Genomic DNA, 5749 nt, shown 5'->3' on the forward strand with positions numbered 1-5749 from the left:
CAGCTCGGTTGGGCTCCAGGGCGCCCTCAACGAAGCCCTGTCTGCGGCGGCGGATCAGGGCCTGGGAGTTCCGCGGCGGCTGCGCTGCTGGCGGGCCACGATGCGCACCATGGTTCAGCGGGCCGCCGAGGCCATCGGCCTTGAGGTCATCCCCAGCCGGCGCTGTTACGCCCTGGCCGAATGGCTGAGCGAACGGGAACGCGATGTCTACCCCGCCGAAGAGGGGTACATGGCCGGTCCCCTGGCACCGCCGCCTCAGCCGATGCGCTCCCTCCCCCTGCCCCTGCCGGAGGCGGCACGGGGCGATTCCTGGGACTGGGTCTCGTTGCCCCTCGGCGCTCTGCGCGAAGCCTCCGAGTGGGAGATCGGGTTCGAAGGCCTGTTTCCCCTTCCTGCGGATCTTCCCGACGACCTGATGGTGCCAGGCCTGCGCCTGTTCAGCCGCACCCGCTCTCTGGCGATCGCCGGCTGGATCGCCGGCCTCGAGCCGGCCCGTCTGGAGATGGAGGGCACCAGCCTGGTGCTCGAAGCGGGCCTGGAAGACCGCTGGCGGCTGGCGACGCTGGCCGAGCAAGAGGCGAGTGAGGTTGCTGAAGCCTTTGCGGCCGCGCGCGAGGCCGCCGCTGGTCTGCAGTTCATTGCTGTTCAGAGCGAGGCGCAATCCGAGCGCTTCGATGGCTTCTGGCTTCTGCGCGACATGCCCGATTGCTGAGGCCCCAGTTCCGTGGCAGAAGCCGTCGATCCGCCCTTCGATCGCCCTGATGGGGGCTTCAATGCCCTGGACGGCTGGACCTGGGTGGGCACCTATGGCGGCTATGTCCTCCAGTGCGACCTGCTGGGGGAGTTCGAGCACGGGTTCTTCACCCGCCAGTGGAGTGGGCGCGGTCCCCAGGAGCTGGCAGCCGCCATCAGTGCCGGAGTGTCTGTGCATCGCACCCGCCAGATCCACAGTTCCCGGGTGCTGGCCGCCAGCGAGGCGGCCGCTGATCCCTGGCCGGAGGGCGATGGTCTGGTCAGCGATGGCGGTGGCCAGTCGCTGTGGGTCTGCGGCGCCGACTGCACCCCGGTGCTGATCGCCGATCGGGCACGGGGTTCTGTGGCCGCGTGCCATGCCGGCTGGCGCGGGGTCGCCACCGGCATCCTGCCGGCGGCGATCGAAGCTTTGGAGCGCTCAGGCAGCCAGCGCACCGATCTGCTGGTGGCCCTGGGCCCTGCCGTGCGTGGTGAGGCCTACCAGGTGGAGCTGGATGTGGCCCTGCAGGTGGGTCATGCCTGTTGCACCCCTGGTGACGATCCCGTGGACAGCCTGGCTGCGGCCGGAGCCCTGGAGCCCGATGCTTCGCCCGGCTCCCCGGGGGATCGCTACCGCCTTGACATCCGCCTGGCCGCCCGTTCCCAGCTGCTCAACGCCGGTCTGGAGACTGAGCAGCTGAGCCTCTGCCCCCTGTGCACAGTGGCGGAGCCGCTCCTGTTTCACTCCTGGCGCCGCGACCAGGTCAAGGCGGTGCAGTGGAGCGGCATTGTTGCCCAGGCCTGAGCAGGCTGGAGGCCACCGCCTCCGCCACCCGGATGCCATCGATGCCGGCGGAGAGAATCCCACCGGCATAGCCGGCGCCCTCACCGGCTGGGTAGAGGCCGCGGGTGTTCAGGCTCTGAAGGTCAGGCCCCCTAGGAATCCGAACGGGCGAGGAGGTGCGTGTTTCCACCCCGGTGAGCAGGGCTTCGCCCATGGCGTAGCCGGGAATGCTGCGCTCGAAGGCCGGGATCGCTTCCCGCAGGGCGGCTACCGCGAACTCCGGCAGACAGGCGCTCAGATCGGCGGGGGTGGTTCCGGGGGCGTAGGAGGGCTGGATCGAGCCCGGTGGCCGGCTCCCCCCTCGGCCCGCCAGGAAATCATCGAGCCGCTGGATGGGGGCCCGGTAGGTGCCGCCGCCGAGCGCGAAGGCCTTCGCTTCCCAGTGGCGTTGGAAGGCCACTCCGGCGAGGGGGTCGCCATGGCCCCTGCCGTAGGGGAGCAGATCCTCCAGCTCCAGACCCACCACGATGCCGCTGTTGGCATTGCGCTCGTTGCGTGAGTGCTGGCTCATGCCGTTGGTGACCAGGTGGCCGGGCTCGGAGGCGGCCGCCACCACCAGCCCGCCGGGGCACATGCAGAAGCTGTAGACGCTGCGGCCATCGCCCAGGTGATGCACGAGCTTGTACTCCGCTGCCCCCAGCTGTGGGTGGCCGGCACAGGGCCCCCAGCGGGCCGCATCGATCAACGCCTGGGGATGCTCGAGGCGTACCCCGATCGAGAAGGGCTTGGGCTCCAGAAGCACCCCGTCGCGGTGGAGGCTTGCGAAGGTGTCGCGGGCGCTGTGGCCCACCGCCAGCACCACATGGCGGGCCGTGAGGAAGGAGCCATCGGCGAGCTCAACGCCACAGACCCGTTGCCCCTCAGGGGCCGCTTCGATCTCGAGGCGCACGACCTCGCTGCGGAAGCGGATCTCCCCTCCGAGGGCTTCGATACGGCTGCGTAGTCCCCGTACCACCGTGGCCAGCTTGAAGGTGCCGATGTGGGGGTGGTGCAGCGTGAGGATCTCGGCGTTGGCCCCGCAGGCCACCAGCTCCTCCAGCACTTTTCGCCCCAGGTGGCGGGGGTCCCGCACCTGGCTGTAGAGCTTGCCGTCGGAGAAGGTGCCGGCCCCACCCTCGCCGAATTGCACGTTGGAATCGGGATCGAAGGACCTCTGGCCCCGCCAGAAGCCGAAGGTGTCGGCCGTGCGCTCCTTGATGGGCTTGCCCCGCTCCAGCAGCAGGGGCCGCAGCCCCATCTGGGCGAGCACGAGCGCGGCGAAATAGCCACAGGGCCCGGCCCCGATCACGATCGGGCGTTCAGGCCGCTGTGCCGCCCCAGGCTCCAGCTGAGCCACGAACCGATAGGTGGTGTCGGGGGCCGGCCGCAGATGGGGGTCCTTGCGCCAGCGCTGCAGCAGAGCCTTGGGATCGGCCACCTCCAGATCGAGGCTGTAGCTGAAACGGATGGCGTCCTTGTTGCGGGCATCGACGCTGCGCCTGACCAGCTTGAGGCCCAGCAGACTGCGGGCCGGGAGCCCAAGTCGCTTCAGCACCGCCTGGCGCAGCTCGTCGTCGGTGTGGTCAAGGGGGAGCTTGAGTTCGCTCAGCCGAAGCACGATGCCTGCCTGGTCCCGGGTGGGAGTGTCGCTTGGCCTTGTATTCCAGCAGCCAGCCCCCATAGGCGCCTTAGGGCTGTCAGGCTGGGGTGACGAATCCGTTGTCTGAGAGACCGTCTTCCATGGGTCTTGCCCACTGCCCGCTCTGCGTTGGCCTGGCCATTGTCAGCCTGGTCCGGGGCGGCGCCATGGGGGTGCTGCTCTGGCGACTCTGCACCCGCGAAAGCCCACCACGACTGCTCCTCAACGCTGCCTAAGGTCGTGCTCCACAGCCGACTCTGAGCACTGGCGTCATGGCATTGCAGGTCACCTATTTCGGCGCCAACGGCTGGTTGCTTGATTTCGATGGCTACCGCGTCCTGCTTGATCCCTGGCTGACGGGTCCCCTGGAGTTTCCTCCCGGACCCTGGTTTTTCCGGGCCGAGCTCCAACAGCCCTGGCCGGTGCCCGAAGGGCTGGATCTGCTCCTGCTCACCCAGGGGCTTCCTGACCACTGCCATCCAGCGACCTTGGCGCTGCTGGATCCCAGCCTGGCGGTGGTGGGCTCGGCAGCTGCTGCCACCAAGGTCCGCCAACTGGGCTTTCAGGCGGTGAACAGCCTCTCTCCAGGCGAACGGTTGCATCACGGAGAACTGACGATCACGGCCAGCGCGGGCGCTCCTGTGCCCCAGGTGGAGAACGGTTACCTGCTGCAGCATCCCGCGGGCAGTCTCTACGTGGAACCCCACGGTTTCCTCTCGGCTGACCTCCCGTCCCAGGCGGTTGATGCGGTGATCACTCCGGTGCTTGATCTGGGCCTGCCCCTGGTGGGGGCCTTCGTCAGGGGGATGCAGGTGCTGCCCGAGCTGCTGGAACGCTTTCAGCCCAGGGTCGTGCTGGCCAGCACCAGCGGTGGCGAGGTGCGCTACGAGGGAGCGCTGACCCGCATCCTCTGGCAGAAGGGAAGCCTGGATGAGGCGGCCAGGGTGGTGACGGGCGGCTCTCGCCTGATTGATCCGGTGCCGGGGGTGAGCTACGACCTGATGGCGGCCTGAGGCGTTGTGGCTCCAGTTGGCTGGCTCCGAGGGCCGCTCATGGACTCTCCAGCAGGTCGTGCTCCACCATGAAGATGTTGCCATAGAGATTGGCAAGAATATCCTTGCCGGCCTGGGTCAGCTCCAGGTAGGGAATGGCATTTTTGATATAGGGGAAAACCTGGCCCCAGTAGAAGGTGGGATAGGCTTTGAGCAGCTGGCCGGGGTTTTCACAGCCCAGGGCCTTGTTCACTCCCGTTTCCTCGAACTCCCAGAACAGAGCAGGAATCTTGTTGAGGTAGCGGGGATCGCTCAGCTGGCCGATCAGATCGGAGGCCCTCACCAAGCCTGGCATGTGGGTGGTGCACTGGTGATCGGTTGAAGCGGGCACCGGGAAGCGGGTGAGTTCGATGTTGCGTTTGATCGTGTCGGCATTGATCAGCCCATGCCCCCCGAAGCGCTCTTCGATGAACAGCTTGCCGCGATCAATATGGTGTGGCGTCAGGGCGGCACAGGTCGCACCTTCCTTGAGCCTCACTGATTCACCGTTGACACCAGTGGCATAGTGGCCATCTTTGTCGTCACGGCAGACTCCCTTGATGTAGCCGATGTCGTGGCAGAGGTGTGAAATCGTGAAATGCAGCCAGTCATCCGGAGTGATACCGCCCTCGCGCAGGTGCTTGCCGTAGAGAATGTTCTGGCCCACCAGGGTGACCAGGATCGTGTGCTCGACATCGTGGTAGAGGGCATCACCTGTGGCGATGTTCTCCAGGGCCATTGAAGCCGCCCAGGAGATGATCTCCTCGTAGTCACGCTTCAGCGTGCCGTAGGAGGATCGGTAGGTGGCGATCAGACGTTGCTGCACGTCGGCGATCATCAACCGTGTGGCGTTGAACATCGCGAATGGTGAAGGAAGTCCCGCCTGTATCTTCGCCCCAAGTTTGCCACCATCTGAGCGGCTGGGAGGACTGCGTGGCAACCGATCGATCATCCTGTCAGCAGTGCACCAGCTCTGACCGTGACCACCATCGCTGATCCAGCAACCAGCCCTGAAGCCATTTCTGTCGCTGATCACGACCGCTTCGACCTGGTGGTGATCGGGGCCGGATCCGGGGGCCTGGCTGCCGCCAAGCGCGCCGCCAGCCATGGGGCCAGGGTCGCCGTGATCGAGGGGCACCGGGTCGGGGGCACCTGTGTGATCCGGGGTTGCGTACCCAAAAAACTGCTGGTTTATGGATCGGCCTACCGGCATCTGCTGGCCGATGCGGCCAGCTACGGCTGGAGCGTGGGGCAGACCCACTGCGATACCTCCCAGCTGCTGGCGGCGGTGCGCGCCGAGGTGGATCGCCTCAATGGGCTGCACATCGGTTTCCTCGAGAGCGCCGGGGTGGAGCTGGTGAAGGGCTGGGGCCGTTTTCTCGATGCTCATCACATTGAAGTGGGTGTTGCCCAGGGCAAGGGCAGCTCAGATCGCAGCCGGCGCCTTCTGCGCGGCGAGCGCGTGCTGATCGCCGTGGGCGGTCGCCCGCACCGCCCCTCGTTTCCCGGGGCGGAGCTGGGCTG

The 5749-nt window shown here is 67.0% G+C and carries 7 protein-coding genes; 5 read left to right on the forward strand and 2 right to left on the reverse strand.

Features of this window, described 5'->3' with window-relative positions; translation table 11 throughout:
- Both KBY78_RS15545 and pgeF read left to right on the forward strand, forming a co-directional pair.
- Positions 1-712, forward strand: a 712-nt coding sequence (locus KBY78_RS15545) for a Tab2 family RNA-binding protein (protein WP_255144395.1), incomplete at its 5' end; no start/stop codon positions are given.
- A 12-nt stretch (positions 713-724) separates the two neighbouring features.
- Positions 725-1537, forward strand: a complete 813-nt coding sequence (pgeF, locus tag KBY78_RS15550) for a peptidoglycan editing factor PgeF (protein ID WP_255144396.1) — start codon at positions 725-727, stop codon at positions 1535-1537.
- Here pgeF and KBY78_RS15555 read toward each other — a convergent pair.
- Positions 1497-3173, reverse strand: coding sequence for an NAD(P)/FAD-dependent oxidoreductase (locus tag KBY78_RS15555; protein WP_255144397.1), 1677 nt, complete (start codon positions 3171-3173; stop codon positions 1497-1499). The two genes, pgeF and KBY78_RS15555, sit on opposite strands and share 41 nt — an antisense overlap.
- 122 nt (positions 3174-3295) lie before the next feature.
- Here KBY78_RS15555 and KBY78_RS15560 point away from each other — a divergent pair, with 122 nt between their 5' ends.
- Together KBY78_RS15560 and KBY78_RS15565 are read left to right on the forward strand one after the other, a co-directional pair.
- Positions 3296-3430 carry a hypothetical protein gene (locus tag KBY78_RS15560; protein WP_006171090.1) on the forward strand — a complete coding sequence of 45 codons (135 nt, stop codon included), beginning with the start codon at positions 3296-3298 and terminating at the stop codon, positions 3428-3430.
- Between the two features lie 36 nt (positions 3431-3466).
- Positions 3467-4207, forward strand: a complete 741-nt coding sequence (locus KBY78_RS15565; protein WP_255144398.1) for an MBL fold metallo-hydrolase — start codon at positions 3467-3469, stop codon at positions 4205-4207.
- A gap of 37 nt (positions 4208-4244) precedes the next feature.
- Here KBY78_RS15565 and KBY78_RS15570 read toward each other — a convergent pair whose 3' ends face one another.
- Positions 4245-5084: an Npun_R2479 family HD domain-containing metalloprotein gene (locus KBY78_RS15570; protein WP_255144399.1), complete on the reverse strand. Its 840-nt coding sequence runs from the start codon at positions 5082-5084 to the stop codon at positions 4245-4247.
- 129 nt (positions 5085-5213) lie between these two features.
- Between KBY78_RS15570 and KBY78_RS15575 the strand changes: the two genes are divergently transcribed.
- The coding region (locus tag KBY78_RS15575) for an FAD-dependent oxidoreductase (RefSeq protein ID WP_255144400.1) at positions 5214-5749 on the forward strand (536 nt) is incomplete at its 3' end.

Source organism: Synechococcus sp. EJ6-Ellesmere (genome assembly GCF_024345875.1).
Lineage (GTDB): Bacteria > Cyanobacteriota > Cyanobacteriia > PCC-6307 > Cyanobiaceae > Regnicoccus_A > Regnicoccus_A antarcticus.